Source organism: Rhabdothermus arcticus (genome assembly GCF_055382915.1).
The window spans coordinates 661786-686145 of sequence record NZ_AP043808.1 but is presented as its reverse complement, the minus strand read 5'-3'; the positions used below and the strand labels follow the sequence as shown (position 1 = coordinate 686145).

Below are 24360 nucleotides of genomic sequence, written 5' to 3'. Positions count from 1 at the left end.
GCGCGCGGCTTATTCGCCTTCCTCCGGGTTGACCTTGGGTGCGGTCTTCAGGTTGTAGTCCAGGTAGTTCTCCACGGGCTGGGGCGGCAAAACGTAGCGCACGTAGGGATGCCCGGTGGCCGCGTGGCAGCCGTTGCATCCGGCGACCGCCGCCTTGAACGTGGCCTCGAAGGCGTTCCAGTCCTGGGCCTCGATGGCCTTCTCCAGCGGGTCGAGGTAGCTGTGCTCGAAGTTCTTCAACAGCCCCGCGTTGGCTGGACGGGTGATTTCCCCGACCTCCTGGATCTCGGTGGCCTCCTTCAGCATGTACTGGGCGAGGCCCCAGTTCCCCCCCTTGGCCGCGTAGTAGGTGTTGGTGAAGCGGTTGCCGTATTCAATCATGACCGTACCGAGCCCCGGCTGGATCGCGGCCAGCGCGTCCAGCCGCTCCTCCGTCGAGCCGTGATAGATGTCGCGCACCGCCTCGGCGCCCACCACCAAAAGCCCGATCGCCAACACCCCCACCAACAACGCACTCAATCGACGCTTCATCGCCCCTCCTTTCATGCTTATCATCGTGCACCATATTCGTAAATGCAAGGGGTATATGGCCCTTTTCAGGTAGACCAGTTCTCGCGCGTCGGTGGCAAAAGGATTTGGGGCGCAAACTGCGCCCCTTATGCTCGCGGGTATTCCTTACTCCCCCGGGCTCTTGTGCACGTGGACCACCTTCCAGCCGTCGGGAAATTTCACCAGCACCCGGGTCTCGTTTACCGTGCGGTGCTCGATCTCGTCTTCGTGGGCGATCGAGAGCAAGAGCGTGTAGCTGGCCACCGCCACCGTGCCGTAGACGTCGAGCCTGGGGTCCAGCAGGTCGTAGCGCCAGTCCTTGCCGGTGCCGGCCCAGTCGTGCTCGAGCATGAAGGCGTGAAAGCTCTTGCCCTCGATCCGGTGCGGGGTGACGAACCACTCGTAGACGCTGACGTCGTCGCTCGTGGTTTGGTCGTAGATCTCCCAGTCCCCGGCGTAGATCGCCGAGAGGTGTCGGTGCAGGGTTTCCCAGATCTCCTTTTCCATGCCCCTTATTCTAGGGCCGTGGAGGCCCGGGTCTATCGCGTTCTCGCCCATCCCCTGGTGCGCTACGGGATGGGGGTTTTGGTGGGGGTCTTCCTCCTCGTGTTCTTTGCGCTCTTCATCCCCGCCTTGGTGCGTCTGGCGGGGCCACCCCCAGACTTCTGGGCCTTGGGCTACGACGCCCGCCGCCTCGCCGGCTACCTGGGCGCGTTGGGGGAGGAGGGCCAAAGGCTCTACGCCCTGTTTTTGGAAGCCGACGTTCTTTTTGCCCTGCTTTATGGCCCCTGGCTCACCGGCTGGCTTTATTACCTTTACCACAGCCCGGCGTACGCCCGCTGGCCACTGATCGCGGCCCTCGCGGACATCGGGGAGGACCTGTTGGTGCTCGCGTTCATGAAGCACCCTGGGGAAGCGCTGGCCACCCTCGCGGCCTACCTGACGTTCCTCAAGTGGCTCCTTTTGGCCTATACTCTTTTTGCGCTTGTTTTCGGTTGGTTCATGAGACCGCGTCGTTTGTAGCGGTACTCCAACACAAAAAGCCCCCGAACGATGTTCGGGGGCTTTTAAGTAGATCCCAGAAGGAACGTTGGGAACCCAGACCCCCGAACCGGCAGGCCGTACCTCCGCGCCAACGTTTCAAATCCCAGAAGGAACGTTGGGAACTTTTTGAAGGCTTTGGGCGGCGCCGTGCTTCGTTGGACGTTTCAAATCCCAGAAGGAACGTTGGGAACAGCCTCGCGCAGGCGCTCGAAATAGGGCACGAACCCAGCGTTTCAAATCGCAGAAGGAACGTTGGGAACGACCGAGACCTTCTCCGCTTCTTCTGCGAGGTGCGGAGGTTTCAAATCCCAGAAGGAACGTTGGGAACGGCATCAGGTTCAAATTTGCCATCCGAAAGGGTGGGTTTCAAATCCCAGAAGGAACGTTGGGAACAGGTGCGTATGGCGTCTACAGGGCCTTTACCGGAGGCAAGTTTCAAATCCCAGAAGGAACGTTGGGAACGTAGAAAATGACCAGTAAAGAATTCTTTAAGATCAGGGAGGTTTCAAATCCCAGAAGGAACGTTGGGAACCAGGGAACCTACATCCTGTCTTCGTTCATGGACGATATTCCGTTTCAAATCCCAGAAGGAACGTTGGGAACGTGCTTAATCTATCCGCGCCTCTGGCTTTGATTCTGGCGTTTCAAATCCCAGAAGGAACGTTGGGAACGCGGAAAGAATGCCTACATCTACAACGATGGTGTCTCATTGGTTTCAAATCCCAGAAGGAACGTTGGGAACTGGACACCATGGCTTATGTCAAAGGCTGCTATCGGAGCAGTTTCAAATCCCAGAAGGAACGTTGGGAACTAGACCCGCTCATGAGCGAGGAGCCAACGGCTGAAACGCCGTTTCAAATCCCAGAAGGAACGTTGGGAACTCCGCGCGAAGGGGAAGGTTTCCGCCGAAGAGATGCGCGTTTCAAATCCCAGAAGGAACGTTGGGAACCTGATCGTGCTCGGCAAGGCTCTGGAGTACCACGAACCGGTTTCAAATCCCAGAAGGAACGTTGGGAACTGTGGCGATTCCATTTTCATTGACGACTTGTTCCCGGTGTTTCAAATCCCAGAAGGAACGTTGGGAACTAGAAAAGAAAGACTTCAGGGCAATCAACGATCGCCTCAGTTTCAAATCCCAGAAGGAACGTTGGGAACTCCTTCTGGACACGAACCCGCAGGTTCGTGTCGACGGCGTTTCAAATCCCAGAAGGAACGTTGGGAACCATTTAGGTGATGAAAGTTATAGCAAAGGCGGAGGTGAAAGTTTCAAATCCCAGAAGGAACGTTGGGAACGCGGCTCTTCATGGACCTCGGCGTCCGCCTCCGGGAAGGGTTTCAAATCCCAGAAGGAACGTTGGGAACCGGACCAGCCGAGGCCGAGGCAGCGATCCGCGCCGCGTAGTTTCAAATCCCAGAAGGAACGTTGGGAACGGCCGACGACCCCGATGCCGGGGATGACTTTCCCCGGCGTTTCAAATCCCAGAAGGAACGTTGGGAACCTGATGATGTGGTTTTGGACTTGTACGTAAAGATGGGGAAGTTTCAAATCCCAGAAGGAACGTTGGGAACACCGATAGTTGTAGGCATTGAAGTCGAAGCCCTGTTGTTTCAAATCCCAGAAGGAACGTTGGGAACGAGGCCGAGGTAGCCCCGATCGGCCCCGAGCTGGTCACGTTTCAAATCCCAGAAGGAACGTTGGGAACTGATTAGGCCTTATATAGACGAGATATCGTTTAAACCTGGTTTCAAATCCCAGAAGGAACGTTGGGAACTGATTATACATATTGGAAAATGATGAACGATTTAAATTCGTTTCAAATCCCAGAAGGAACGTTGGGAACATATAGACAAGTAGGGTTTAGCCTAGCCCCAAAAGCGAGTTTCAAATCCCAGAAGGAACGTTGGGAACGGTCTCACCGATTTACGGCCCCCGGGGCGAAACATGGTTTCAAATCCCAGAAGGAACGTTGGGAACGGGTTCATACTTTGAAGACCCTAGCCAGCTCGAAGGAGTTTCAAATCCCAGAAGGAACGTTGGGAACTGGTCACCCTGACGGTGCCGCATCTTAGGAGGCATGCCCTGTTTCAAATCCCAGAAGGAACGTTGGGAACACCCCGGAACAAGTCAGAAGTTTTATCGAGGGGTTGCAGTTTCAAATCCCAGAAGGAACGTTGGGAACGAGCCCCAGGATGTCCTGGGGCTCCACCAGGCTGAGGATGTTTCAAATCCCAGAAGGAACGTTGGGAACCCGGATGATCCGGGCCTTCCCTCGGACCTGGTTGGGTCGTTTCAAATCCCAGAAGGAACGTTGGGAACTCCGGCCCGGCCCGGGAGTTCTTCGCCTGGTTCAGCGTTTCAAATCCCAGAAGGAACGTTGGGAACCGGCCCGACCATGAGCAGGGGCCGCCCGGAGCGGGCGGCGTTTCAAATCCCAGAAGGAACGTTGGGAACCCATAAAATAGCGTAAGCATCGAGAATGTGAATGTCATCCCGAGCTGTCAAAGAGCGCGCTGGGTCACAGGTGTGCCCAGCAAGGCCCTTGGGGCCTGCGTCTACAGCTTAGCACATCTTGCGTCGACCCCCCGGGGTTTTTGACCGATTGGGGGTCGACGTAAGCGCGCTTGGGGGTTCATGTGGGTTGGTATTCCCCGAAGACCTCGCGCAGGGCCCCCGCGACCTCGCCCAGAGTGGCCCTGGCGCGGAAGGCGTCGAGAACGAAGGGAAAGAGGTTTTCACGCCCTCTTGCGGCCTCCTTCAGGGCCAAGAGGACGCGTTCGGTCGCCGCCTGGTCGCGGTTTTGCCGGTAGCGCCGGACCTCCTCGACACGGCGTCGCTCGAGGTTCGGGTCGATCTTCTGCACCGGGACCTCGGGCTCCTCATCCACGGTGAAGGCGTTGACGCCGACGATGATGCGCGTCTTCTCCTCGACCTCGCGCTGGAAGCGCCAGGCCGATTCCTCGATCTCCTTTTGAATAAAGCCCGCCTCGACCGCAGCGACGCTGCCCCCCATCTCGTCGATCTGGCGGATCAGGTTTTCGGCCTCGGCCTCCAGGGCGTCGGTCAGGTGCTCGAGGTAAAAGGAGCCCCCGGCGGGGTCGATCGCCCTGGTGACGCCGGACTCATAGGCCAGGATCTGCTGGGTCCTCAGCGCGATCAGGGCGCTTTGCTCGGTGGGCAGGCCAAGGGCCTCGTCGTAGGCGTTGGTGTGCAGGCTCTGGGTACCGCCGAGGACCGCCGCCAGCGCTTGGTAGGCGACGCGGACAATGTTGTTCAAGGGCTGCTGGGCGGTGAGGGTCGAGCCCCCGGTCTGGGTGTGGAAGCGGAGCATCCAGGCCTTCTTGTTCTTGGCGCCAAACTCCTCGCGCATGATCCGGGCCCAGAGCCGCCGGGCGGCGCGGAACTTCGCCGCCTCCTCGAAGATGTCGTTGTGGGCGGCGAAGAAGAAGGAGAGCCGGGGGGCGAAGCGGTCGAGCTCGAGCCCCCGTTCGAGCGCCGCGCGGACGTAGGCCTTGGCGTTGGCCAGGGTGAAGCCGATCTCCTGGGCGGCACTCGCCCCGGCCTCGCGGATGTGGTAGCCGGAGATCGAGATCGTGTTCCAGCGCGGGACGTGCTGGCTGGCGAACTCGAAGACGTCGGTGACCAGGCGCATCGAGGGCTTCGGCGGGTAGATGTAGGTGCCGCGGGCGATGTATTCCTTCAAGATGTCGTTTTGGATCGTGCCCCCGACCTTGTCCCAGGCCACCCCCTGTTCCTCGGCGACCAGCAGGTACATCGCCAGCAGCATCATCGCCGGAGCGTTGATCGTCATGCTGGTCGTGACCTTGTCCAGGGGGATGCCTTCAAAGAGGCGTCGCATGTCGTCGAGGGTGGCGATCGAGACCCCCACCCGGCCCACTTCGCCGACCGCCAGCGGGTGATCGGGATCCAGCCCCAGCTGGGTGGGCAGGTCGAAGGCCACGCTGAGCCCGGTCTGCCCCTGGCTCAGGAGAAAGCGAAAGCGGGCGTTGGTCTCCTCGGCGCTGCCAAAGCCGGCGTACTGGCGCATCGTCCAGAGGCGGTCCAGGTACATCCGTGGATAGATGCCGCGGGTGAAGGGGTATTCGCCGGGCCGGCCCAGCTTTTCGCGGTAGTCCTCGGGAAGGGTCTCGAAGAGGCCTTCCATCGCTAACCTCCAATCCGGCTCAAGAGCCAAAGCAGCAGCGCCGCCGCCGCGGCGATCGCTCCGACGACCGGGAGGACCAGGCTGAAGGCGGCTAGGATCAAGGCGATGAGGTCGTTGCGGTCGGGTTCCACGGGGTCATTTTACGCCCCAATGCTATCGAACCTAGCGGTTGCTTTCTTTTTTCGCCTCATGTATACTTCGCCGGTATGGCCGCGAACGACTTCAAGCGCATCTTAAAAGCCGTGGCCCGCGAAGCGGGTTGGGAGATCTTGAACGCCATCGCGGTAGGCCCGACCCGCTTCACCGAGCTCGAGCGCGCGACCAAGGTCAGCCCGCGCACCCTCTCCGAGCGCCTCAAGGAGTTCGCTGAGCTCGGTCTGATCGAGCGCAAGGCCTTTCCCGAGGTGCCGCCCCGGGTCGAGTACCGGCTCACCGAGCGCGGGGAGGTGGTCCGGGTCGCGCTCTTGGCGTTGGAGGAAAAGCTATGACGGCGTTAAAGGTGTTTATCTACGCGCTCTTGACCGCGCTCTCTACCGGGCTCGGCGCGCTCCCCTTCGCCTTCACCCGCAACCTGGGTCGGAAGTGGCTTGGGATGGCCAACGCCATCGCCGCGGGGATGATGCTCGCGGCGAGCTTCTCCCTGATCTACGAAGGCCTGCCGCTAAGCGTGCCGCGGACCCTGCTGGGCATTCTCGCGGGGCTCTTGTTCATCCACCTGGTCCACGTCTGGATCGAGCGCCGGGGCGGGGTGGACTGGACGCAGGTGCTCAAGCTCGATGCCAAGAAGGCCCTGATGATCGTCTTGGTCATGACCGCGCACTCGTTCGCCGAGGGCGTGGGGGTGGGGGTCTCCTTCGGCGGCGGTGAGGCCTTCGGGGCGTTCATCTCGCTGGCCATCGCGGTGCACAACATTCCCGAGGGGCTGGCGATCAGCCTGGTCCTGGTGCCGCGAGGGGTGCCCTGGTGGCAGGCCGCGGGTTGGAGCGTTTTCTCCAGCCTGCCCCAGCCCCTGATGGCGGTGCCCGCCTACTTCTTCGTCGAGGTCTTCAAGCCGTTTTTGCCCTTTGGCTTCGGTTTCGCGGCGGGGGCGATGATCTGGCTCGTCTTCTCGGAGATCATCTCGGACGCGTTGGAGGAGGGCTCGGGCGAGCAGGTGGCGACCGCGGTGACCCTCTCGATCGTGGCCATGCTGGCCTTCCAGGCCCTCATCGCGCCCTAAGGACCCGCGCGGTCTCCTCGGCGATCTTTAGCTCCTCGTCGGTGGGGATGACGAGGAGCTCGATCTTGCTTTCGTCGCGGGAGATGGTCGGGCCGTGGGCGCGGTTCTTCGCCGGGTCCAGCCGGATCCCCAGGGGCTCGAGCCCCGCCACCGCGCGTTCCCGCACCCAGGCGTCGTTCTCACCGACCCCGCCGGTGAAGACGATCGCGTCGGCGCCACCGAGCACCGCGAGGTAGGCGCCGATGTACTTCTTGATGCGGTAGGCGTAGACCTCGAGCGCGAGTCGGGCCCGCGCGTCGCCAGACCCGGCGGCGCGGTGCAGGTCCCGGAGGTCGTTGGAGCGCCCGGAGAGGCCGAGGAGGCCGCTGGCCTTGTTCAAGAGCCGCTCTGTTTCTTCGACGCCGAGGGACTCGGCCAGGGCCAGGACCACCCCGGGGTCCAGGTCCCCGCTGCGGGTGCCCATCACCAGGCCCTCGAGCGGGGTGTAGCCCATCGAGGTGTCCACGCTCTGGCCGTTTCGGATCGCGGTCGCGCTGGCGCCGTTCCCCAGGTGCAGGGTGATGAGGCGCAGTTCGCCGAGCGGCCTGCCCAGCGCTTTTGCGGCGCGTTCGGCGACGTAGGCGTGGGAGATGCCGTGAAAGCCGTAGCGGCGAAAGCGCCAGTGGGCCTCGGGGAGGGCGTAGCGGTAGGCGACCTCGGGCAGGGTCTGGTGGAAGGCGGTGTCGAAGACCGCGACCTGGGGCACCTCCGGGAAGAGGCGCGCGGCGGCGAGGATTCCCGCGAGGTTGGCCGGGTTGTGCAGGGGAGCGAAGGGGATCAGCTCGCGAATGCGCTCGATGAGCGCCGCGTCGACGCGCTTGGGGGCGGTGATCGTCCCCCCGTGCACCACCCGGTGGCCGATCGCGTCCACATCGGTGATCCGGGCCGCCTCGAGGGCGGCGCGCAGCGCGGCCTCGTGGTCCGGGGCGGTGACGGGGACGCGGCGCGCGCCGAGGAGCAAAAAGGCGTCTTCCTGACCGATTCGCTCCACCCGACCGCGCAAGCGGTGGCGCTGGGCGTCGGGGTCGGTGAGCGAGAACTTGAGGCTCGAGGAGCCGGCGTTGAGCACGAGGACCCGCATGTCCCTAGCCTAAGGCGTGTCGGCGGCGGTAAGATGGGGCCTCGTGACCGAGGTGCGCGGAGGCCGCTGGGTGGGGGAGATCTACGGCTGCGACGTGGATCGCCTCGAGGACAAGGCCCTCGTCGAGCGGGCGTTGCGGGACGCGGTGCGCCGGCTTGGCGCCAGCGAGGAGACGATCCAGAGCGTGGTCTACAAGTTCGAGCCCCAGGGGCTTTCGGCCGCCGCCCTGAGTCCGGTGGCGGCGGTGATGATCCACACCTGGCCCGAGGACGACGCCTCGGCGACGCTCGACCTCTATGTCTACGGGGAGGCGGACGCCGGCGAGGTGATGCGCCAGCTCGCCGAGGCGCTTGGCGCGCGCCGCGAAAACGCCTTCACCTATCGCCGAAAGGAGGCCTAGCGATGGACTACGGGATGCACTTTGTCGAGCATGTGACGCCGGAGGAGAGCCTGATCCGCCGCGTCAAGCGGGTGATCGCCGAGGGCGAGACGCCCTATCAGCGCTACGCGCTCTTCGAGACCGACGGGTTCGGCAAGGTCCTGATGCTCGACGCCGAGGTGCAGTCCACCGAGCGCGACGAGTACATCTACCACGAGGCCCTGGTGCATCCGGTGATGCTCGCCCACCCCGAGCCACGAACGGTCCTGATCGCCGGCGGCGGCGAGGGGGCGACGCTGCGGGAGGTGCTCAAGCACCCCACGGTCGAGCGGGCGGTGATGGTGGACATCGACGAGGCGCTGGTGCACCTGGCCCGCAGCCAGATGCCGGAGTGGCACCAGGGGGCGTTCGAGGACCCCCGGACCGAGCTGGTCTTCGCCGACGCCCGGCGCTGGCTGGAGGAGACGCCGAACCGCTTCGACGTGGTCGTCCTCGACCTCACCGATCCCATCGGCCGCGACAACCCCGCCAAGATGCTCTACACCCGCGAGTTCTACGCGCTTTTGCGCGAGCGCTTGAACCCCGGCGGGGTGATCGTCACTCAGGCGGGGATGCTGTTGCTCGACCGCTACCAGGTCTTCACCGTGCTCTGGAAGACGCTCTCCGAGGTCTTTCCCTACGTCAGCGGCTACCGCGACTGGGTGCCTGGGTTCTTTCTGGCCTACGGCTTCATTGCCGCGGCGGTGGGGTTCGACCCCGGGGTCTACTCGGAAGGGGTGCTCGAGGCCCGGATCCTCGAGCGCAAGCTCGCCCTAAAGCACCTCGACGCCCCCTTCATCGAGGCGATGTTCGTCCTGCCCAGGGACTTGAAGCGCTGGGTGGAGGAGGAGCGGATCGTCTCCACCGACGCCCACCCCTTCTACCTGACCCCGGACGGGCGCGCGCAGATCGGCTAGCGGGGCTCGAGCACCCTGGCCCGCAAGAGCGCGGGCACGATCGGGGCCCCGACCCGGAGCAGGGTGGTCTGGCCGTTCTTCGCAGCGCGTCTGAGCCGTTTTAGGTGCTGGGTCAGGGCCGCCCGGTAGGCCTCCCTCACTTCGGGGCCCACCTCGACGGCCTCCTTGGTCTCCACGTCGACCAGGACCGCGGCCTGGGGCGGCGGGTCCAGTTCCTCGGGGGCGAGGATCAGGATCAGGTGGAAAGGGGGAAGGCGCCCCAGATAGGCCTCCCAGTCGCCGGCCTCGAGCCCGTCGGTGATCAGGATCAGGCCCGGCGCGCGGGGCCGCTCGGTGAGGAGCGGGCCGGGTCGGGCGGGGAGGGGGCGCTTTGGGGGTCCTGGCCCCTTTTCGCCGTAGACGCGAAAGACGTCCCCGACCGCGGCCTGCCGCAGCACCTCGGCGAGGCGCTGGGCATAGTCCGCCTTCCCGTAGAGCCGCATGCTGGGGCTGCTGTCCAGCCAGAGGTGGAAGCGGGCCGGGGCGGGGTGGTGCGCCGCACGCACCCAGACCCGGCCGGTGCGCGCGGTGGCCCGCCAGTCCACCCGCCGGAGGTCATCCCCCGGGGTGTAGGGGACGAGCTCGAAGAACGCGTCCCCCGCGCCCCGCCGCCGCGTGGGCCGCTCGCCAAAGGCCCTTCCGGACTCGGGGTGGCGGATGCGAAAACGGCTGAGCCTCATGCCGGGGTCAGGGTTTTCTGGATCAGCTCCTCGAGCACCGCGGCCTCGGTCACCCCTTCGAAGCGAGCCTCCTCGGTGAGGAAGAGGCGGTGGGGGAAGGCCAGGCGCACCGCGTCGCGCAGGTCCGCCCAGTCGGTGTGCGCCCGGTCGCGCAGCCAGGCCAGGGCCTGGGCCAGCCGCCGGGCGGCCTTCAGGCCCCGGGGGGAGAGGCCAAAGCGCAGCCGGGGGTCCTCGTGGCTCAAGAAAGCGAGGTGGATCAGGGCCTCCTGGCCGGGGCTCGGCACCTTGACCGCGGCGACCGCGTCGCGGGCGTCGAGGAGGGCCTGGGCCTCGATCACCGGCTCGGGAAGCTCGGGGGCTTCGCTGAGGATCCGGTGCCAGACCTCACGCGGGGGCGGGTGGATGGTGATCTTGGCGGTAAAGCGGTCCAGCTGGGCTTCGGGGAGGGGGTAGGTTCCCTCGACCTCGATGGGGTTTTGCGTGGCCACGACCAAGAAGGGCTGGGGCAGGGGGTGGGCGGTGCCGCCGACGCTGACCTGGCCTTCCTGCATGGCCTCGAGCAGGGCGCTTTGGGTCTTCGGCGGGGCGCGGTTGATCTCGTCGGCGAGGACCACCTGGGCGAAGATCGGCCCGGGCACGAAGACGAACGCGCCGTTTTTGAGCACCTCCCCACCGGTGATGTCGCTGGGGAGCAGGTCGGGGGTGAACTGGATGCGGCGGTGGCTGAGGCCGCTGGCCCGGGCGAAGGCCTCCGCCAGGAGGGTCTTGCCGAGACCGGGGAGGCCCTCGAGGAGGGCGTGGCCTCCGGCCAGGGCCACCGCGATCAGGCCCTCGATCGCTTCGGGCTGCCCGAAGAGGGCTTGGCCGAGGGCTTTTTTCAGCGCTTCTATGCCTTGGCCTCCTGGACGATCTTCTCCGCGAGCTGCGGGGGCACCTCGGCGTAGTGGGAAAAGCGCAGGGTGTAGGCTCCCTGGCCGCCGGTCAGGCTGCGCAGCCCCCGGCTGTAGTCGAGGATCTCCGCGAGCGGGGCCTCGGCCTCCACCACCGCGATCGCGCCTTCGCTGTCCATTCCCAGGATGCGGCCGCGGCGCCCCTGGATGTCGGAGATCACGTCCCCGACCTTGTCCTGGGGGACGTAGATCTTGAGCCGGTAGATCGGCTCCAGCAGGTAGGGCGCGGCCTTTTCCATGGTGTTCTTGAAGGCCATCGAGGCCGCGACCTGGAAGGCGATGTCCGAGGAGTCGACCTCGTGGTAGCTGCCGTCGAAGACCGTGGCCTTGAAGCCCATCACCGGGTAGCCGGCGAGCACCCCGGACTTCGCCGCCTCCTTGATGCCCTTTTCCACCGACTCCTTGTACTTGGTGGGGATGACCCCGCCCTTGATCTCCCAGACGAACGCGTAGGTCTCGCTGGGCTCGAGGCGCAGCCAGACGTCGCCGTACTGCCCGCGGCCGCCGGTCTGCTTCTTGTACTTGCCCTGGGCCTCGGCCCGTTTGCGGATGCTCTCGCGGTAGGGGATGCGCGGGGGTTTGAGCTCGACCTCGACCCCGTAGTCGGAAAGGCGCTCCTTGGCCCACTCGAGGTGCATGTCCCCCATGCCCCAAAGCTGCATCTCACCGGTCTCCTCGTCGTAGCGGAAGCGCAGCGAGGGGTCCTCCTCGGCGAGCTTCCTCAGTGCCTCGCCGAGCTTGGCTTCGTCACCCTTCTCCTTCGGGGCCAGGGCGACGAAGGTGGTCGGCTCGGGGGGCTTGGTCGTCGGGACCTCGCCCTTCTCCCCGCGCCAGAGGACCATGCCCCGGTGGAGTTTGTCCGCCTTGGGGATGGCCAGGATGTAGCCGGGCTCGGCGGCCTCGACCTCGATCAGCTCGGATCCCTTGGGCACGTAGAGGTGAGGCAGGCGGACCTCCCCGGCCTCGCTCTGCAGGGCTTCGCCGGGTTTGAGGGTGCCGCGGTAGAGGCGGACGTAGGCCACCTGGCCGACGAAGGGTTCGACCTGGACCTTGAAGACCTTGGCCAGGACGTCCCCTTCCCCGAAGCGCTCCTGGGCGGAGGGGATGGCCTCGAGGATCAGGTCGAGCAGGGGTTCAACGCCGATCAAGGTCTTGCCCGAGGCGATCGCCACCGGGTAGAGCTGGCCCTGGCGCACCGCCTCGTGGAAGGCCCTGGCGAGCGCGTCCGGGGGGACGTCCCCACCCTCCAGGTAGCGGTCCAGCAGGGACTCGTCGGTCTCCACGATCGACTCCAGGACTTCCTGCTGGAACTTGCTAACCGTTTCCTTCGCCGCTTCGGGGATCTCCAGCACCTCGTAGCGCGCCCCTTCCTGGTAGCGGTAGGCCTTGTTGTGCAAAACGTCGTAGAGGCCGACCCACTGGCCGTCCTCGTACCAGGGAAGGTGGACCGGGAGGATGTGCCCGAGGGTTTGCCGGAGGTCCTCGAGGAGCGCGTAGAAGTCGCCGCCCTTGTCCAGCTTGGTGACCACCACCATCCGCGGCAGGCTCAGGCGCTCGGCGACGGTCCAAGCCCGCTCGGTGCCGATCTGGACGCCCTCGGGGGCGCCGACCGTGACCAGGGCGCCGTCGGCGGCGGTCAGGGCGCCGCGGATCGAGGTAATGAAGTCGGCATAGCCCGGGGTATCGAGGACGAAGATCCGGTGGCCCTTGTATTCCAAGGGCAGCACCGCGGTGCGGATCGAGAACTTATGGGCCTTTTCCTCCGGGGTGTAGTCGGAGGTGGTGGTGCCCTCCTCGACCGTGCCCAGGCGGTCCTTGCCCCCGGTGAGGTAGAGCATCGCCTCGCCGAGGGTGGTCTTGCCGCTCTGGCTGTGCCCGACGATCGCCACGGTGCGAATCATGTTTCACCCTCCTTTTGCGTAAAGTATACCCAGTGGGCGGAGGACTTTTGTTTACCCGGAAGGCCTGGGAGGCGGCCTGGGACCACGCGCGAAGCGCCGCGCCGCAGGAGGCGGTGGGGGCGCTGGTTGGGGTGGACGGGCGGGTGGAGCGCGCGGTGCCCCTGCCCAACGTGCACCCGCGTCCCGAGGTGGCCTACCGCGCCGACCCCCGGGCGGTGCTGGAGGTGCTGAAGTCCGCTGAGGCCGAGGGCAAGGTGCTGCTGGGGTTTTACCACTCGCATCCCGCGGGCCTCGCGCTTCCCAGCGAGACCGATCGCAAGGAGGCCTACTGGCGCGTGCCCTACGTGATCTTCGGCCTCGCCGAGGGGCGGGCCCGGGCCTGGCGACTGCCGGAAGGAGAGGAGGTGCCGATTCGTGTGGCGCCGTGAGGAGATCGAGCGTTACGCCCGCCACTTCGTCCTGCCCGGGGTGGGGGAGGAGGGCCAGCGGCGGCTCAAAGCAAGCCGGGTGCTGGTGATCGGGGCCGGGGGGCTTGGCAGCCCGGTCCTCTTGTACCTGGCCGCGGCCGGGGTGGGGCGGATCGGGATCGTGGAGTTCGACCGGGTGGACCGTTCGAACCTGAACCGGCAGATCCTCTTCACCGAGGCGGACCTCGGGCGGCCCAAGGCGGAGGTGGCCCGGGAGCGGCTCCTCGCCCTTAACCCCTTCATCGAGGTCGAGGCCTACCCGGAGCGCTTCACCCCGGCGCTGGCCAAGCGCCTGGTGCCGGCGTACGACTTGTTGATCGACGCCTCCGACAACTTTCCCACCCGCTACCTGGCCAACGACGCCGCGGTGCTCTACGACAAGCCCCTGGTGCATGGGGCAATCTACCGCTTCGAGGGGCAGCTCTCGGTGTTTCACTACCAGGGCGGACCGTGCTACCGCTGCCTGTTCCGCAAGCCCCCTGCCCAGGGGCCGGATTGCAGCGTGGCGGGGGTCTTCGGCGTGCTCCCGGGGGTGGTCGGGAGCCTGATGGCCACCGAGGCCCTCAAGGCCCTGCTCGGCCTCGGAGAGGTCCTCTCCGGGCGGCTGTTGCTCTACGACGGGCTCGAGGTCGCCTTCAAAACGCTCTCCTTCCCCCGCGATCCGGCCTGCCCGGTTTGTGGGGAAAACCCGGTGATTCGCAGCCTGGACGATGTGAACTACGCCGAAAACGTTTGTCCCGCGCCGAGGCGGTAAACTTTGGACGGAGTAAAGGAGGTTCGTGATGGCAGATACGGTGGAAATCAAACGCGGGCTCGAAGGGGTCGTCTTTACCGAGAGCGAGCTCTCCTACATCGACGGCCAGGCCGGGAAGCTCTACTACCTGGGCATCCCCATCGAGGAGCTCGCCGAGCACTCAACCTACGAAGAGGTGGCGTTCTTGCTCTTGCATCGCCGCCTCCCCAAGAAGGACGAGCTCGAGGCCTTTGACGCCAAGCTCAAGAAGAACCGCCACCTTCTGGTGGAGAAGGTCGCCTCGTTCGCCGACTACCCGCGGAACGCTCACCCGATGGCCGCGCTGCGCACGGCGATCAGCGAGCTCGGTCTCTTCGACCCCAAGGAGGAGGACACCAGCTTCGAGAACCTCTACGAGACCGGGGTTTCCCTGATCGCCAAGTTCCCCACCGTGGTCGCGGCGCTCAAGCGGCTGCGCGAGGGCCGCTTCCCCATCGAGCCGCGCGAGGACCTCTCGCACGCAGCGAACTTCTACTACATGCTGAACGGCGAGGTGCCCTCCAAGGAGCAGGAAAAGCTGCTCGACGTGGCGCTGATCCTGCACGCGGACCACGGGATGAACGCCTCGACCTTCACCGCGCTGGTCATCCACTCCACCGCCTCCGACCTCTATTCCTCGATCGTCGGCGCGATCGGGGCGCTGAAGGGGCCGCGCCACGGGGGCGCCAACGAGGCCGTGCTGAAGATGATCCAGGGGATCGGCGACGCCTCGAAGGTCCCCGAGTGGTTCCAGGAGAAGCTGACCAAAAAAGAGCGTATCATGGGCATGGGGCACCGGGTCTACAAGGCCTATGACCCGCGGGCGAAGATCCTCAAGCGCTACGCCGAGGCGGTGGCCAAGGCCCACGGCCACTCCCAAGAGTACGAGATCCTGGTCGCGATCGAAAAGGAGGCGGAAAAGCACCTCTCCCCGAAGGGCATCTACCCCAACGTCGACTTCTATTCCGGCGTCGTCTACTCGGACCTGGGCATCCCCGTCGAGTTCTTTACCCCGGTCTTCGCCGTGGCCCGGATCGCGGGCTGGGTCGGGCACATCCTCGAGTACACCGAAAAGGACAACCGTCTAATCCGCCCGCGCGCCAAGTACACCGGGCCGCTCGACGTCCCCTACGTCCCCATCGATCAGCGCGGCTAGGCCGCGCAAGATGGAGGCCGGGGCCCTTGGGCCCCGGCCTCGTCACACGGGAAGGGCGCGCAGGGCTTCGCCGGCGTCTTTGGGGCGGTCCTTTGGGTGCTTTGCGAGCAGGCTCTGCAGGTAGAACCAGAGCCGGGGATCGATCGCTTTCCCCTCGGGCGGCTCGGGCAGGGTGTAGCGGTGCGCGGCGAGGACCTCGTCCTTGTTGCCGACGAAGGGGAGCTCGCCAAAGAGCCCCCAGTAGAGCAAAACGCCCGCCGAGTAGAGGTCGGCGGCAAACCCCGCTTCCCGACCCGCGGCCATCTCCGGGGCCAGGTAGGCCAGGGTCCCTACCCGTCGCCCGAAGAGGGCCTCGTTCGGCGGGCCCGCGAGATCGAAGTCCACCAGGCGGGCCCGTCCGGAAGGGGCGACGATCACGTTTTCCGGCTTGACGTCGCGGTGCACGATCCCTTGGGCGTGGAGGTGGGCGAGGGCGGCGAGCAGTTGCTTGAAGACGTGGAGGAAGGAACGTTGCGCCTTGCGTCCGCCCCAGTCGCTGAGGCGGCGTCCGGGGGCGTAGGCCAGGAGCAGCGCGGGCGCCCCATGGATCAGGCCCCGGGCTAGGACCGGGTTGACGTTGGGATGGTCGAAGACGCGGCCGATCCGCCACTCGCGCTCCGCCCGGGGCTCGAGCGCAGGGGGGAAGACCTTGAGCGCGTAAGGAGCGCCGTGAGCGTCGAAGGCCAGGTAGACGGTCGCTGCCGCCCCCCGCCCGATGGGCCGGAGGACCCGGTAGCGATCGAGGAAGCGCGCCCCGGCGATGCTCACGTCCTCACTATAGTGAGGGCATGTGGGGGATTGCGTTGTCCGGAGGCGGGGCGCGGGGGCTGGCCCACGTCGGGGTCCTGGAGGTCCTGGAGGCCGAGGGGTTCAGCTTTTCCCCGGTCGCCGGCACCAGCATGGGGGCGATCATTGGGGCGCTCTACGCCAGCGGTCACGATGCCGACGCCCTTTTGGCGATGGTCCTGGAGAGCCCCTGGCGGCGGCTCTTTCGCTTTCGCATCTGGCGCCGTCCCATCCGGGCCGAGCGGCTCGCGGCCCTCTTGGCCGAGTACCTCCCTCCGCGCTTCGAGGACCTCTCACGGCCGCTATCGGTGGTCGCCGTGGACCTCGCCCGCGGCCGCCCGGTGTATTTGAGCCAGGGCCCCCTGCCCGAAGCGGTCGCGGCTTCAGCGGCACACCCCTTGCTCTTTCGCCCCCTCATCCTAAACGGTCGCGCCCTTTCCGACGGCGGGGTGGTGGACAACTTGCCGGTGGACGCGGTCCGTTTCCTGGGCGTCGAACGGGTGCTGGCGGTCGACGTCTCCGCCGAGCTCGACGGACCCTTGGACGGCTTGGGCGGCGGCGCGATGGCGGTTTCGCTGCGCTCGGTTGAGGTGATGCAGGCCACCCTGACCCAGGCCCGGCTGGCCCTCTTTCCTCCCGACGCCTACCTCCGGCCCGCGGTGGCGGCTTACGGGGTGGAGGACTTTCACAAGGCCGAGGCGATCGTCGAAGCCGGGCGGGAGGCGGCGCGGCGGTGGCTTAAACTGGTGCGGTGATGCGCGATTTTCTCTCCTACCTCTGGAACGAGTGGTTTCGCCAGGTCGGCGAGGCGCTGCTCTTGGCCTTCATCCTGACCACCTACGTCTTCACCACCGTCCAGGTCGTGGGCAACAGCATGTACCCCACCCTGGAGAGCGGCGAGCGCGTTTTGGTCCCCAAGTACCGCATGTGGCTGGTCCGGCTCGGCCTCGATCAGTGGCGGCGAGGGGAGATCGCGATCATCAAGCCCCCACCCGGGGCACCGTTTTCGGTCGGTGAGTACCCGGTGCTCGGCATCCGCTTTCGGCCCTTCTTCATCAAGCGCATCGTGGCCCTTCCCGGCGACCGGGTGCGCGTCGAGCGTGGCCAGCTCTTCGTCAACGACTTTCCGGTACCGGAGACCCACATCACCCAAAAGCTCACCCCCTACCCCGACTCCTTTCCGCTCGTCGAGCTCTACAAGGGTGAGATCGTGGGGATCGAGGTCGGGGGCTACTTCTATCCCAAGTCCCGTCTTCCCAAGTACCTCGCTCCACTGATCGAGATGATCGAGCCCGCCCCCAAAGCCTTGATCGAGGAGAGCATGCTGCGCCCGGTGCGCTACGTCCCGAACGTCCACCTCAAGCCCGGCTACTACTTCGTGATGGGCGACAACCGCACCCTGGGGGGCTCGGAGGACTCGCGGATCTTCGGCCCCCTCAAGGTGACCCAGATCGCTGGCAGCGCCAACTTCGTCTGGTGGCCCCCGCTGCGGAAGACCGAGGCCGGATGGCGGCTCAACCTGCGGGTCCTGGGGATCCCCGAAGGCTTCAAGCAGATCCCTCTGCCGGCGCGGTGAAGCCCTGCCAGGCGGGGTTCTCGCGGGCTGCCTGAACCAGGTTGCGGCCCGCGCGACGGGCGTCCGCCAGGGCCTCCGCGTCGTCTTCCAGGCGCGGCGCCTGACGGCTGTGGTGGTAGACCAGGCCCGCGGGGATGAGCCAGAGCCCCATGAAGTTCAGGGGCACCGCGAGCTGGGCCAGGGTCTGGGCGGCGCCGTCCTCCTCGGCGGCCGCGACCAGGGCCATGGGCTTGCCGGCGAGGACGAGGCCCTGGTTTTCCAGGGAGGTCATGCGCTCGAGGAGGGTTTTGATCCGCGCCGAGGGGCCGAACCAGTAGACCGGGGTGGCGAAGACCAGGGCGTCGGCCTCGAGCATCTTTGCGGAGACCCGGCCCCAATCGTCCCATTCGCCGCGCACGCAGTGTTCCGGGCCGCAGGTCGCGGGGTCCTCGGAGTAGTTGGCGGCGCAGTAGGGAAGGTTGAGGCGCACGAGGTCGATCCGTTCGGTGGTGGCCCCCGCTGCGCGCGCGGCCTCCAGGACCGCCTCCAGCAAGGCCGCGGTGCGACCGTGGGTGCGGGTCGAGCCGTTGATTCCGAGCACGCGGATCATGCCCGGATCGCCACCTCCTTCGCCGCCTCGGCGATGAGCCGGGCTCCGAGCACGGCCTCTTCTTCGCCGAGGATCAGGGGTGGGGTGATGCGCTGGGCGCGCTCACCAGCCCCCAGGGTGAGCACCCCGCGTTCGAAGGCCGCGTGAACGGCCGCGTCGCGGAGGGACCTCGAGGCGTATTCGATCGCGATCATCAGGCCCCGGCCGCGAACCTCGCGAACGCCGGGAACCTCGACGAGGGCTTCGCGCAACGTCTGCTGCAGGCGTTCGCCGACCCGCTTGGCGTTTGCGATCAGGTCTTTTTCCAAAAGCTCCAATGTGGCCAGGGCGGCCGCCGCGGCCACCGGGTTTCCGCCGAAGGTCGTGCCGTGGGCGCCGGGGGGCCAGCTCGAGAGCTCCTCCCTGAAGATCGCTGCGCTGATCGGGTATCCGGAGGCCAGCCCCTTGGCGAGCAGCACGATGTCCGGGGTGACCCCCTCGTGTTCCATGGCCAGAAAACGACCGGTGCGCCCGGCGCCGGTCTGGATCTCGTCGGCCACGAGCAGGATGCCGTGGCGATCGAGCAGGGCCTTGAGCGCCCGGAAGAACCCGTTTGGGGGTATGCGGTAGCCGCCCTCGCCCTGGATGGGCTCCACGAAGAACGCCGCGACGTCAGCAGGGGGGAGCTTGGTTTTGAAGAGGTGCTCGAGGTACTCGAGCACGGCCTCGCCGGCGTGCTCCGGCGCGACCCCGAAAGGAGGCTCTGAAGGGCTGGGGAAGGGCACGTGCACCACGCTGGGAAGCAGGGGGGCGAAGCCCTCGCGGTACTTGGCGCTGGAGCTGGTCAGGGAGAGGCTTCCTAGGGTGCGCCCGTGAAACGCGCCGGTAAACGCTAGAAAGTAGGGCCGGCGGGTGTGGTAGCGGGCGAGCTTCATCGCCGCCTCCACGGCCTCGGTACCGGAGTTGCCGAAGTAGACCCGCCAGCCGCCCCCGAGAAGCGCGTTCAGCCGTTCGGCCAGGCTGAGCGTGGGTTCGTGGCTGAAGTCGGAAAAACAGACGTGCTGCAACCGTTCGGCTTGGGCCCGGACCGCGGCGAGGACCCGGGGGTGCCCGTAGCCGGTCGTGTTCACCGCAATGCCGGCAAAGAAGTCCAGAAAACGGTTGCCGTCCACGTCGTAAAGCCAGACCCCCTCCCCGTGATCGGGGACAAAGGGGTAGGGGCGCACGTAGCTGGTGGAGAGGACCGCCTCGCTGCGCGCGAGCAGGTCGCGGGCGCGGGGGCCGGGGAGCGGGGTGTGGATCGCGGGTCGTTTCATACGCCCAGTTTCGGACCTCGTGGGGTATTTTGTAAATGAAAAAGGAGGCGGGCACGTGGAAGCGAAGGCCATCGTGGTGACATCGGGGAAGGGGGGCGTGGGCAAGACCACCACCACGGCCAACGTCGGCGCCGGCTTGGCACGGCTGGGGGAGCGGGTGGTGGTCGTGGACGTGGACGTGGGACTGCGCAACCTGGATGTGGTCATGGGCCTCGAGTCCAGGGTGGTCTTCGACCTCATCGACGTGCTGGAGGGGCAGACCGAGCTCAAGAAGGCCTTGGTCCGCGACAAGCGCGTCGAGGGGCTCTACCTCCTCCCGGCCTCGCAAACCCGGGACAAGGAGGCATTGGACCCCGAGGCCTTCAAGGAGATCGTTCGACGGTTGATCGAGGAGGAGGGGTTCGACCGCGTTCTGATCGACTCCCCGGCGGGGATCGAACGCGGGTTTAAGACCGCCGCCGCCCCGGCTGAAGGGGCGCTGGTGGTGGTCAACCCGGAGGTCTCCAGTGTGCGCGACGCGGACCGCATCATCGGCATGCTCGAGGCCCAGGGAACCGAGGAAAACTTCCTGGTCATCAACCGCCTGCGCCCGGCGATGGTCAAGCGCGGGGACATGCTGGCGGTCGAGGACGTGATCGAAATCCTGGGCCTCAAGCCCATCGGGATCGTCCCCGAGGACGAGGCGGTCCTGGTCTCGACCAACGTCGGCGAGCCCCTGGTGCTGCGCGAGGGCTCCGTGGCGGGGCGGGCCTTCATGGACACCGCCCGGCGGATCCACGGCGAGGCCGTGCCCTTCCCCGACCTGGACACCAAGGAGGGCGGCCTTTGGGCTTCGATCCGCCGGCTCTTCGGAGGCAACTGATGTTCTGGCGGCGGCGCAAGACGAGCAAGGACAAAGCCCGAGACCGCTTGAAGATGGTCCTGGCCTACGACCGCGCCAAGCTGCCTCCGGGTCGGATCGAATCCTTGAAAAAGGACCTCCTCGAGGTGCTCATCCGCTACTTCCCCGCCGACGAGCGCGGGGTCGAGGTCCGCGTCGAGGAGCGTGGCGAGGCCATGGTGCTGATCGCCGAGGTGCCGGTCAAGTCGTGACCCGGCGCGTTCGTTTGGACCTCGACTGGGGGCTCGTCGGCGCGGTCTTTCTGCTTTCGGCCTTCGGGCTCTTCGTCCTCGGCAGCGCCGCGCCGGGGCCCGCCTACGTCCTGCGCCAGGCGCTTTGGATGGGGCTCGGTTTTTTCCTCCTCGGCGCCCTCCAGCTGCTCTCGAAAGGCACCCTCTACCGCCTGACCTGGGGGCTTTACGCGCTCTCCCTGGTGCTGCTCTTAGCGGTGCTGGTCTTTGGGCGGGAGGTCAACGGGGCCAGGGCCTGGTTCGCGCTGGGGCCGGTGCGCTTCCAGCCCTCCGAGTTCGCCAAGCTTACCCTCATCCTGGCCCTGGCCCAGGTCCTGCCCGGCCGGGACCTCAGCCGGCTCTTCGCTTACGTGGTGCCGGTCCTCGTCGTCCTGCCCCCGGTGCTCCTGACCCTCATCGAGCCGGACCTCGGCGGCGCGATGGTGATGCTCGCCCTCGCCGCGGGGATGTTCTTCGCCCACGGCCTTCCCTGGCGGCACCTCCTCGTCGGGGCCTTGGGGCTGGTCCTGGCCTTTCCCACCTTGGTCTGGCCCCATCTGAGGCCGCACCAAAAAGAACGCATCCTGACCTTGCTCAACCCCACCCGAGATCCGCTCGGCAGCGGGTTCCAGGTCATCCAGTCGATGATCGCGATCGGCTCTGGCGGGCTGACCGGAAAGGGCTACGGCCAGGGGACGCAGTCGCAACTGGGTTTCATTCCCTTTCGCCACACCGACTTCGTCTTTGCCGTGCTGGCGGAGGAGATGGGCCTGGTCGGTGCGCTCGTGCTCTTTTTCCTCTACGGACTCTTCTTCTGGCGACTGGTCGCGGTGGCCCACGAGCTCCTCGACCCCCGGGATCGCTTGGTGGTGGCCGGGGTTTTTTCGATGGTCGCCTTTCAGGTGTTGGTGAACATCGGGGTGACCCTGGGACTGGCTCCGGTCACCGGCCTCACCCTGCCCTTCATTAGCTACGGGGGGACGAGCATGCTCACCCTCTTCGCCGCGGTGGGCCTGGTCGAGCTGGTCTACCGCGATCGCCTGATCGCGTAAACTCGGCACCATGGCGGCGTTTCTCATCGGGTTCCTCGCGGGGGGCTTTGGCGCGCTGGTCGGGCTCGGCGGTGGGGTCCTCGTGGTGCCTCTGTTGACCGGGGTGCTCCACGTGCGCCAGCACGAGGCCCATGGCACCAGCATCGTCGCGGTGGCCCTGACCGCGATCGTGGGGTCGATCTCCTACGCGCTGGGCGGCGAGGTGGACTGGGGCGCGGCGGCCTTATTGGCCCTGACCGCGATCGTCGCCGCACGCGTTGGCGCCCGGGCCACCAAGCGTTTGCGGGCGCGCCAGTTGCGGCGGATCTTCGGGGCCTTCTTGCTCCTCGTGGCCCTGGTCTTGCCCTTTAAGCAGCGCCTCCCCCACGTCGCAAGCGGCGGCGCGGGAGTCTTTAGCGCGGTGATCCTGCTCCTCGCGGGGGGGCTTGCCGGGTTTCTCTCCGGGCTCTTGGGGATCGGCGGGGGGACGGTGATGGTGCCGGCGCTGGTCCTTGGCGCGGGACTTCCCCAGCACCTGGCCCAGGGAACCAGCCTGGCCGCGATGGTGCTGCCCAGCCTGGTCGGTGCCTACACCCACTGGCAGCACCAAAACGTGCGGTTGGACCTGGTGCCCGGCTTGTTGCTGGGGGTGGCTGCGGGGGCCTTTTTGGGCGGGCAGGTGGCGCTTGGTATTCCCGAGGCCACCCTCAGAACGATCTTTGCCGTTATCCTGGTGATCATGGCGATCCGCTATCTGCGGAGCTAGGAGGGAGGTTGGCGATGCAACTGGGCATATGGGAGATTCTGGTCCTCTTGCTGCTGGTGCTCTTGCTCTTTGGGGGGAAGAAGCTCCCCGAGCTGGCGCGCGGCATCGGCAAGTCGGCGAAGGAGTTCAAAAAGGGCCTGGAGGAAGGCGAGGAGGAGGAAAAGAAGGAGGGGGCCGCCTGAGCGGCCCCCTCCTTTGTCGCTAAGCTATTTTTCCGCAAGCTTTTTCCAGAGCTCGTAGACCTGGGCGGGGGAGAGCTTTTTGGCCCGTTCCTTGGCCACCTCGGCGCTCTCGAAGGGCTTGAAGTCCTTGGGCAGGAGCTTGTCGTTGCCCCAGGCGGTGGCGACGTAGTTGAGGACCGCGGCTACCTGGTCATCCTTGAGCTGGCCGCCGAAGGGCGGCATGACCCCGTTGAAGACCGCGCCGCCCGCGGTCATCTGCCCTTGCAGGCCAAAGAGGACGACGTCCATCAGGAAGGCGCGTCCGAGGTCCCCTTTCTGAAGGTACTCGGGAACCTGCCCGGCAAGGGGCGGGAAGGCCCCGGGTAGGCCCTTACCGTTCGCCTGGTGGCAGCTCATGCAGTAGGTCTGGTACACCTGCTCGCCGTTCTGCGCGGCGAAGGCCAGGGAAAGGCCCATCACCAGCGCGAGCAAAACCAAGGCTTTCTTCATAGCGATCACCTCCACCGGAATTATACCTCAGCGCTGCGTCCCGCCAGGTCCTGGCGGGACGCAGGCTTCAGCGGCTTTTGACTTCGGTCCAGATGCGGTCGTAGAGCTTGATCGCTTCGCCGATGTCGCGGATGTACTCGAGCTTCTTGCGCACCTCGGCGGGGGGGAAGACCGCGGGGTTGTCCCTAAGTTTCGGGTCCAGGTAGGGCATCGCCGCTGCCACCGGGGTGGCGTAGGCGTTGTAGTTGGAGATCGCGGCCGCGATCTTGGGCTCCATGATGAAGTTCAAGAACGCGTAGGCCAGCTCCGGGTGCGGTGCGCGGCGGGTGATCGCCACCGCGTCGGTCCAGATCGTGCCGCCCTCCTTGGGCACCGCGTAGCGCAGGCTGGGTGCCTCCTCCAGCTGCACCTGGATGATGTCTCCGGAGTAGGCGTGGATGACCTCGGCGTCCCCGGCAAGCAGCCGGCTGCGGGCCTCGATGCCCCCGGCGAAGCCCAGGCAGCGCTTCTTGGCGCCGATCAGGAGGGTCTTGGCTTCTTCGAGGTGGGCCGGGTCGGTGTCGTTGAGGGAGTAGCCGAGGTACTTGAGCGCGGCTCCGATCGTCTCCCGCATCTCGTCCAGCAAGAAGCAAGGGCCGACGTAGTCCGCCTCGTTGAAGAAGACCCCCCAGGTGTCGAGGGGACGCTTGATGACCGCGCTGTCCCAGGCGATGCCGGTGGTGCCCCACTGGTAGGGGATCGAGTACCGGTTGCCCGGGTCGTAAGCCGGATCCTGGAACTCCGGGGCAAGGTGGTTCAGGTTCGGTAGCTTCCGATGGTCGAGCTCGCGGATGAGCCCCTGGCGGGCCATCTGCAGGACGTAGTAGTCGGGCGGCACGACGACGTCGTATTCGGCGTCGCCGCCCGCGGCGAGCTTGGCAAGCATGGCCTCCGGGGCCTCGAAGGTGTCGATGACCACCTTCGCGTCGAAGCGCCGTTCAAACGCCTGGACGACCTCTTCCGGGATGTAGTCCGCCCAGTTAAAGAGCCTGAGCTCTTGTTTGGCCAGGGAGAGTGAGGCGGCGAGCGAGAGCAGCACGACCAAGAATCCACGCGTCTTCAT

General features: G+C 66.1%; 28 protein-coding genes and 1 CRISPR repeat array. Of the genes, 15 read left to right on the top strand and 13 right to left on the bottom strand.

The window, feature by feature from the left end; translation table 11 throughout:
- Positions 1–9: 9 nt before the first annotated feature.
- Together ACZ48Y_RS03620 and ACZ48Y_RS03615 are read right to left on the bottom strand one after the other, a co-directional pair.
- Entirely contained in the window at positions 10–531 is a 522-nt protein-coding gene (locus ACZ48Y_RS03620; protein ID WP_464742251.1) for a hypothetical protein, read from the bottom strand.
- 144 nt (positions 532–675) lie between these two features.
- Entirely contained in the window at positions 676–1056 is a 381-nt protein-coding gene (locus tag ACZ48Y_RS03615) for a nuclear transport factor 2 family protein (protein ID WP_464742249.1), read from the bottom strand.
- Positions 1057–1074: 18 nt separating this feature from the next.
- Here ACZ48Y_RS03615 and ACZ48Y_RS03610 point away from each other — a divergent pair, with 18 nt between their 5' ends.
- Complete coding sequence (locus ACZ48Y_RS03610) at positions 1075–1572, top strand: hypothetical protein (protein WP_464742247.1); 498 nt, start codon at positions 1075–1077, stop codon at positions 1570–1572.
- 45 nt (positions 1573–1617) lie between these two features.
- A CRISPR array of direct repeats spans positions 1618–4045; the repeat unit is 30 nt; unit sequence GTTTCAAATCCCAGAAGGAACGTTGGGAAC.
- Positions 4046–4223: 178 nt separating this feature from the next.
- On the opposite strand, the gene ACZ48Y_RS03605 is transcribed toward ACZ48Y_RS03610, so the two are convergent.
- Both ACZ48Y_RS03605 and ACZ48Y_RS03600 read right to left on the bottom strand, forming a co-directional pair.
- The gene (locus tag ACZ48Y_RS03605) at positions 4224–5756 is read right to left on the bottom strand and encodes an acyl-CoA mutase large subunit family protein (protein ID WP_464742245.1); all 1533 of its coding nucleotides are present in this window, start codon (positions 5754–5756) and stop codon (positions 4224–4226) included.
- A 2-nt stretch (positions 5757–5758) separates the two neighbouring features.
- Positions 5759–5887: a hypothetical protein gene (locus ACZ48Y_RS03600; RefSeq protein WP_464742243.1), complete on the bottom strand. Its 129-nt coding sequence runs from the start codon at positions 5885–5887 to the stop codon at positions 5759–5761.
- A 75-nt stretch (positions 5888–5962) separates the two neighbouring features.
- Between ACZ48Y_RS03600 and ACZ48Y_RS03595 the strand changes: the two genes are divergently transcribed.
- Together ACZ48Y_RS03595 and ACZ48Y_RS03590 are read left to right on the top strand one after the other, a co-directional pair.
- Entirely contained in the window at positions 5963–6244 is a 282-nt protein-coding gene (locus tag ACZ48Y_RS03595; protein WP_464742241.1) for a winged helix-turn-helix transcriptional regulator, read from the top strand.
- Entirely contained in the window at positions 6241–6975 is a 735-nt protein-coding gene (locus ACZ48Y_RS03590; RefSeq protein ID WP_464742239.1) for a ZIP family metal transporter, read from the top strand. The genes ACZ48Y_RS03595 and ACZ48Y_RS03590 overlap by 4 nt, the downstream gene beginning before the upstream one ends.
- On the opposite strand, the gene ACZ48Y_RS03585 is transcribed toward ACZ48Y_RS03590, so the two are convergent.
- On the bottom strand, positions 6962–8095 hold the full coding sequence (locus ACZ48Y_RS03585) for an acetate/propionate family kinase (RefSeq protein ID WP_464742237.1): 1134 nt from the start codon (positions 8093–8095) through the stop codon (positions 6962–6964). The genes ACZ48Y_RS03590 and ACZ48Y_RS03585 overlap by 14 nt on opposite strands.
- A gap of 43 nt (positions 8096–8138) precedes the next feature.
- On the opposite strand from ACZ48Y_RS03585, the gene speD reads away from it, so the two are divergent.
- Together speD and ACZ48Y_RS03575 are read left to right on the top strand one after the other, a co-directional pair.
- Positions 8139–8495, top strand: a complete 357-nt coding sequence (gene speD, locus ACZ48Y_RS03580) for an S-adenosylmethionine decarboxylase (RefSeq protein WP_464742235.1) — start codon at positions 8139–8141, stop codon at positions 8493–8495.
- A gap of 2 nt (positions 8496–8497) precedes the next feature.
- Positions 8498–9430, top strand: a complete 933-nt coding sequence (locus tag ACZ48Y_RS03575; RefSeq protein ID WP_464742233.1) for a fused MFS/spermidine synthase — start codon at positions 8498–8500, stop codon at positions 9428–9430.
- Here ACZ48Y_RS03575 and ACZ48Y_RS03570 read toward each other — a convergent pair.
- Genes ACZ48Y_RS03570 through ACZ48Y_RS03560 form a run of 3 tightly spaced genes read right to left on the bottom strand, consistent with a single transcriptional unit; the run spans position 9427 to position 13000 of the window.
- A complete protein-coding gene (locus tag ACZ48Y_RS03570) occupies positions 9427–10149 on the bottom strand; it encodes a DUF58 domain-containing protein (protein ID WP_464742231.1) in 723 nt (240 codons plus the stop codon). The genes ACZ48Y_RS03575 and ACZ48Y_RS03570 overlap by 4 nt on opposite strands.
- Positions 10146–11039 carry an AAA family ATPase gene (locus tag ACZ48Y_RS03565; protein WP_464742806.1) on the bottom strand — a complete coding sequence of 298 codons (894 nt, stop codon included), beginning with the start codon at positions 11037–11039 and terminating at the stop codon, positions 10146–10148. The genes ACZ48Y_RS03570 and ACZ48Y_RS03565 overlap by 4 nt, the downstream gene beginning before the upstream one ends.
- Positions 11036–13000, bottom strand: a complete 1965-nt coding sequence (locus ACZ48Y_RS03560) for an elongation factor G (protein WP_464742229.1) — start codon at positions 12998–13000, stop codon at positions 11036–11038. The genes ACZ48Y_RS03565 and ACZ48Y_RS03560 overlap by 4 nt, the downstream gene beginning before the upstream one ends.
- 32 nt (positions 13001–13032) lie before the next feature.
- Here ACZ48Y_RS03560 and ACZ48Y_RS03555 point away from each other — a divergent pair, with 32 nt between their 5' ends.
- Genes ACZ48Y_RS03555 through ACZ48Y_RS03545 form a run of 3 tightly spaced genes read left to right on the top strand, consistent with a single transcriptional unit; the run spans position 13033 to position 15395 of the window.
- Positions 13033–13428 (top strand): M67 family metallopeptidase, encoded by a 396-nt coding sequence (locus ACZ48Y_RS03555; protein WP_464742227.1) that lies wholly within the window; start codon positions 13033–13035, stop codon positions 13426–13428.
- Positions 13415–14221 (top strand): HesA/MoeB/ThiF family protein, encoded by an 807-nt coding sequence (locus ACZ48Y_RS03550; protein ID WP_464742225.1) that lies wholly within the window; start codon positions 13415–13417, stop codon positions 14219–14221. The genes ACZ48Y_RS03555 and ACZ48Y_RS03550 overlap by 14 nt, the downstream gene beginning before the upstream one ends.
- A 40-nt stretch (positions 14222–14261) precedes the next feature.
- Complete coding sequence (locus ACZ48Y_RS03545; protein WP_464742804.1) at positions 14262–15395, top strand: citrate/2-methylcitrate synthase; 1134 nt, start codon at positions 14262–14264, stop codon at positions 15393–15395.
- Positions 15396–15437: 42 nt separating this feature from the next.
- On the opposite strand, the gene ACZ48Y_RS03540 is transcribed toward ACZ48Y_RS03545, so the two are convergent.
- Positions 15438–16202 carry a serine/threonine-protein kinase gene (locus tag ACZ48Y_RS03540; protein WP_464742223.1) on the bottom strand — a complete coding sequence of 255 codons (765 nt, stop codon included), beginning with the start codon at positions 16200–16202 and terminating at the stop codon, positions 15438–15440.
- Between the two features lie 20 nt (positions 16203–16222).
- On the opposite strand from ACZ48Y_RS03540, the gene ACZ48Y_RS03535 reads away from it, so the two are divergent.
- Positions 16223–16975: a patatin-like phospholipase family protein gene (locus ACZ48Y_RS03535; protein ID WP_464742221.1), complete on the top strand. Its 753-nt coding sequence runs from the start codon at positions 16223–16225 to the stop codon at positions 16973–16975.
- Positions 16975–17796, top strand: coding sequence for a signal peptidase I (lepB, locus tag ACZ48Y_RS03530; protein ID WP_464742219.1), 822 nt, complete (start codon positions 16975–16977; stop codon positions 17794–17796). The genes ACZ48Y_RS03535 and lepB overlap by 1 nt, the downstream gene beginning before the upstream one ends.
- Here the strand turns inward: lepB and ACZ48Y_RS03525 are convergent.
- Both ACZ48Y_RS03525 and ACZ48Y_RS03520 read right to left on the bottom strand, forming a co-directional pair.
- Entirely contained in the window at positions 17768–18385 is a 618-nt protein-coding gene (locus ACZ48Y_RS03525) for a flavodoxin family protein (protein ID WP_464742217.1), read from the bottom strand. The two genes, lepB and ACZ48Y_RS03525, sit on opposite strands and share 29 nt — an antisense overlap.
- Positions 18382–19680 carry an acetyl ornithine aminotransferase family protein gene (locus ACZ48Y_RS03520; protein WP_464742215.1) on the bottom strand — a complete coding sequence of 433 codons (1299 nt, stop codon included), beginning with the start codon at positions 19678–19680 and terminating at the stop codon, positions 18382–18384. Before ACZ48Y_RS03520 ends, ACZ48Y_RS03525 begins: the two co-directional genes overlap by 4 nt.
- Positions 19681–19735: 55 nt before the next feature.
- Between ACZ48Y_RS03520 and minD the strand changes: the two genes are divergently transcribed.
- The 5 genes from minD to tatA are packed head-to-tail and all read left to right on the top strand — an operon-like array spanning position 19736 to position 22769.
- A complete protein-coding gene (gene minD / locus ACZ48Y_RS03515; protein ID WP_464742213.1) occupies positions 19736–20542 on the top strand; it encodes a septum site-determining protein MinD in 807 nt (268 codons plus the stop codon).
- Positions 20542–20772: a cell division topological specificity factor MinE gene (gene minE / locus ACZ48Y_RS03510; protein ID WP_464742211.1), complete on the top strand. Its 231-nt coding sequence runs from the start codon at positions 20542–20544 to the stop codon at positions 20770–20772. The genes minD and minE overlap by 1 nt, the downstream gene beginning before the upstream one ends.
- Positions 20769–21842, top strand: a complete 1074-nt coding sequence (gene rodA / locus ACZ48Y_RS03505; protein ID WP_464742209.1) for a rod shape-determining protein RodA — start codon at positions 20769–20771, stop codon at positions 21840–21842. Before minE ends, rodA begins: the two co-directional genes overlap by 4 nt.
- Before the next feature lie 10 nt (positions 21843–21852).
- Positions 21853–22587: a sulfite exporter TauE/SafE family protein gene (locus ACZ48Y_RS03500; RefSeq protein WP_464742207.1), complete on the top strand. Its 735-nt coding sequence runs from the start codon at positions 21853–21855 to the stop codon at positions 22585–22587.
- 14 nt (positions 22588–22601) lie between these two features.
- On the top strand, positions 22602–22769 hold the full coding sequence (tatA, locus tag ACZ48Y_RS03495) for a twin-arginine translocase TatA/TatE family subunit (RefSeq protein ID WP_464742205.1): 168 nt from the start codon (positions 22602–22604) through the stop codon (positions 22767–22769).
- A gap of 24 nt (positions 22770–22793) precedes the next feature.
- On the opposite strand, the gene ACZ48Y_RS03490 is transcribed toward tatA, so the two are convergent.
- Together ACZ48Y_RS03490 and ACZ48Y_RS03485 are read right to left on the bottom strand one after the other, a co-directional pair.
- Entirely contained in the window at positions 22794–23258 is a 465-nt protein-coding gene (locus ACZ48Y_RS03490) for a c-type cytochrome (RefSeq protein WP_464742203.1), read from the bottom strand.
- A 67-nt stretch (positions 23259–23325) separates the two neighbouring features.
- Positions 23326–24360 carry a polyamine ABC transporter substrate-binding protein gene (locus ACZ48Y_RS03485; protein ID WP_464742201.1) on the bottom strand — a complete coding sequence of 345 codons (1035 nt, stop codon included), beginning with the start codon at positions 24358–24360 and terminating at the stop codon, positions 23326–23328.

Coding starts and splice junctions, on each gene's coding strand:
- ACZ48Y_RS03620 (WP_464742251.1), bottom strand. CDS start 531: ATGAAGCGTCGATTGAGTGCGTTGTTGGTGGGGGTGTTGGCGATCGGG.
- ACZ48Y_RS03615 (WP_464742249.1), bottom strand. CDS start 1,056: ATGGAAAAGGAGATCTGGGAAACCCTGCACCGACACCTCTCGGCGATC.
- ACZ48Y_RS03605 (WP_464742245.1), bottom strand. CDS start 5,756: ATGGAAGGCCTCTTCGAGACCCTTCCCGAGGACTACCGCGAAAAGCTG.
- ACZ48Y_RS03595 (WP_464742241.1), top strand. CDS start 5,963: ATGGCCGCGAACGACTTCAAGCGCATCTTAAAAGCCGTGGCCCGCGAA.
- ACZ48Y_RS03590 (WP_464742239.1), top strand. CDS start 6,241: ATGACGGCGTTAAAGGTGTTTATCTACGCGCTCTTGACCGCGCTCTCT.
- ACZ48Y_RS03585 (WP_464742237.1), bottom strand. CDS start 8,095: ATGCGGGTCCTCGTGCTCAACGCCGGCTCCTCGAGCCTCAAGTTCTCG.
- ACZ48Y_RS03575 (WP_464742233.1), top strand. CDS start 8,498: ATGGACTACGGGATGCACTTTGTCGAGCATGTGACGCCGGAGGAGAGC.
- ACZ48Y_RS03570 (WP_464742231.1), bottom strand. CDS start 10,149: ATGAGGCTCAGCCGTTTTCGCATCCGCCACCCCGAGTCCGGAAGGGCC.
- ACZ48Y_RS03560 (WP_464742229.1), bottom strand. CDS start 13,000: ATGATTCGCACCGTGGCGATCGTCGGGCACAGCCAGAGCGGCAAGACC.
- ACZ48Y_RS03535 (WP_464742221.1), top strand. CDS start 16,223: ATGTGGGGGATTGCGTTGTCCGGAGGCGGGGCGCGGGGGCTGGCCCAC.
- lepB (WP_464742219.1), top strand. CDS start 16,975: ATGCGCGATTTTCTCTCCTACCTCTGGAACGAGTGGTTTCGCCAGGTC.
- ACZ48Y_RS03525 (WP_464742217.1), bottom strand. CDS start 18,385: ATGATCCGCGTGCTCGGAATCAACGGCTCGACCCGCACCCACGGTCGC.
- ACZ48Y_RS03520 (WP_464742215.1), bottom strand. CDS start 19,680: ATGAAACGACCCGCGATCCACACCCCGCTCCCCGGCCCCCGCGCCCGC.
- minE (WP_464742211.1), top strand. CDS start 20,542: ATGTTCTGGCGGCGGCGCAAGACGAGCAAGGACAAAGCCCGAGACCGC.
- ACZ48Y_RS03500 (WP_464742207.1), top strand. CDS start 21,853: ATGGCGGCGTTTCTCATCGGGTTCCTCGCGGGGGGCTTTGGCGCGCTG.
- tatA (WP_464742205.1), top strand. CDS start 22,602: ATGCAACTGGGCATATGGGAGATTCTGGTCCTCTTGCTGCTGGTGCTC.
- ACZ48Y_RS03490 (WP_464742203.1), bottom strand. CDS start 23,258: ATGAAGAAAGCCTTGGTTTTGCTCGCGCTGGTGATGGGCCTTTCCCTG.
- ACZ48Y_RS03485 (WP_464742201.1), bottom strand. CDS start 24,360: ATGAAGACGCGTGGATTCTTGGTCGTGCTGCTCTCGCTCGCCGCCTCA.